Here is a 2,264-nt window from a genome sequence, read left to right on the forward strand (position 1 = left end):
TTAAAATCCATAAATTTAATAACCCTGAAGATGAAAAAAAGAATGAAATAGAAACGGTATAAAATAAAATTCGGATGATAAAGTAATACGTTTAAATATAAATTGAAGGTAAGGATTGCCTTTTTATGTTAATTTAGTTGTCGAATGAACAATAATGTTTTGATTTAATATGAAAAGGTTATGTAAAAAAGAGCTGGATGGCTATTTTTCGCATAACCTTTTTGTGGTTTTAAAGGATTTTACCTAAGAAAAAATCTATAATTAAGGTAGTTAACATATATTTTTTGATGGGTGTGGGGGATTATGAAAGAAATATGCATGTTATTAGTGGCTGTTATATTATGGGGAACAGCCATTGCACCAACGAAATGGGCATTAGAATCCATTCAACCGTTTACTTTGTTATTTATTCGTCTTTTCTTTGCGGGTGGGATTTGTATGCTTTTCTCATTTAACGAACTACAAAAAGCAGTTATACATAAACATATTCCGTGGAAAAGAATGAGTTTACTGTCTTTTACTGGTGTAGCTGGGTACTTTATGTTCACATCCTATGGTATTTCTTTAACAAGTGGATTACATGTTAGTATTATTGATGCTGCATTGCCATTAGTTACAATTCTTTTTTCAGCGTTCTTTCTGAAAGAGAAAATTCAGATGGATTATTGGATCGGAATTATGTTGGGCGCTATAGGAGTGCTCTTTATTACAATTCCATCTAGCGATACTAATCAAGAGGTGTCTTTAATAGGAGATATACTTATTTTATTAAGTACCTTTTTATTTGCGTTCTACACAGTTTTGTTAAAACGGCCAAAACAAGAACGACGTTTATCTAATAAAGTTTTCACTACAGTAACACTAATGATAGGTGCAGCTATTGTGTTGCCATTTGCAATGATAGAAATTTTTTACTACGGTTTCCCAAAAATCGAAACATGGAAGATTGGATTTAGTGTAGTATACCTTGTTATTGGGGCAACAATTTTAGCATATTGGTTCTGGAATAAAGCGCTAGAGACGGTCTCAGCATCAATAAGTGGACTGTACTTAAATGGATTGCCGTTAATAAGTATCATTACTTCAATTATCCTATTAAATGAATCTCTGACATGGAAGATAATAATGGGAGGGAGTCTAGTTTTAATTGGAGTAGGATGGGCGGATAAGCAAAAGTTACGTAATCTATTAAAGGGTAATAAAATGGATAGTAGGGACTGTTAAATTGTATGTTTTATATAGTTTAAATGTTAAAAAGATACCTCATATATATGTATAAGGTATCTTTTTATATTTAGCGAAGATAATGGACTTAAATTAGTAGGGATATTCTTTGTTATATCTATATGTATCGAAATCTTTTTGAAATATTGTTTTGACGAGCTGTATACATTCATCATCATAAAAGCTTTCAAAAGTCGGGTGACGAGGGAATAAAGGATCAGTAATATCGGCATCGCTGAAATTCCCTTTATAAATCATGGCAGGGGTTTGATGATGCCATGATGTTGAAAACTCATTTATCGGTGCAGGTTTTAATTCGAAACGTTTTTCTAATTCTTTCATTTCCTGATCGAAATTTTCTAAGTATATATAATTGGTTACATACTCTTCTTCACCTGCTATATATTGTTGTGTAAAGTGAGCGTTAATATCATTTGCATGAGCACCTTTAGTAAATAGGTAGTATAAAAATTGTTTGAATGAGATTCCTTTAGGAGAATTTTCATTTTGATATAAAAACTTTCGAATGGGTTTCCATTCTTCATTTTCTACATAAGGAGGTGCAATTAAGGACACGAAAGAACTGACTGCTCTTCTAAACGGATTGCGAACCAGTTTGAAAGTTTCCTTTTGTTTATCTCGTAGTGCTACACTCAGCCGTATATTATAGGCCGGTGTACTTTTGTATATTTCATATTCGAAATTATGGATGAAGGGGTGATAGTTTAAAGCTGTTTGTAATAAATCAATCTGGTAAAAAAACCACTTAGCAAGGGAAGTACAACCACTTTTTTGACTCCAAAATAGAATGAGAGGAAAGTTTCTATGATAGTGTGGGCTTCTTGCATTAGTACTAATGATGTGTAATAAGGAAGGATCCAACAATTGATGCACTCCTTTCATGTATCTTGATTATATATACATATGTAAAATAAAGATGAGGTATGAGTGTGTGGAATTTTTTTTGTAGAAAATGAAAAAGAAATGTTGACTATTATTATATAGGGGTGTAATATAAGACAAGTCGCCGATAGCAACAA

At 32.0% G+C, this 2,264-nt stretch carries 2 protein-coding genes; one reads left to right on the forward strand and one right to left on the reverse strand.

The genetic code is table 11. The features are described from left to right. Positions 1-303 precede the first annotated feature (303 nt). A complete protein-coding gene (locus B5P40_RS31970) occupies positions 304-1,224 on the forward strand; it encodes a DMT family transporter (protein WP_016093471.1) in 921 nt (306 codons plus the stop codon). A gap of 93 nt (positions 1,225-1,317) precedes the next feature. Here B5P40_RS31970 and B5P40_RS31975 read toward each other — a convergent pair whose 3' ends face one another. Beyond that, positions 1,318-2,109 carry a sulfotransferase family 2 domain-containing protein gene (locus B5P40_RS31975; protein WP_002139383.1) on the reverse strand — a complete coding sequence of 264 codons (792 nt, stop codon included), beginning with the start codon at positions 2,107-2,109 and terminating at the stop codon, positions 1,318-1,320. Positions 2,110-2,264 lie beyond the last annotated feature (155 nt).

The organism is Bacillus sp. SRB_8, from assembly GCF_003264205.1.
Classification (GTDB): Bacteria; Bacillota; Bacilli; order Bacillales; family Bacillaceae_G; genus Bacillus_A; species Bacillus_A mycoides.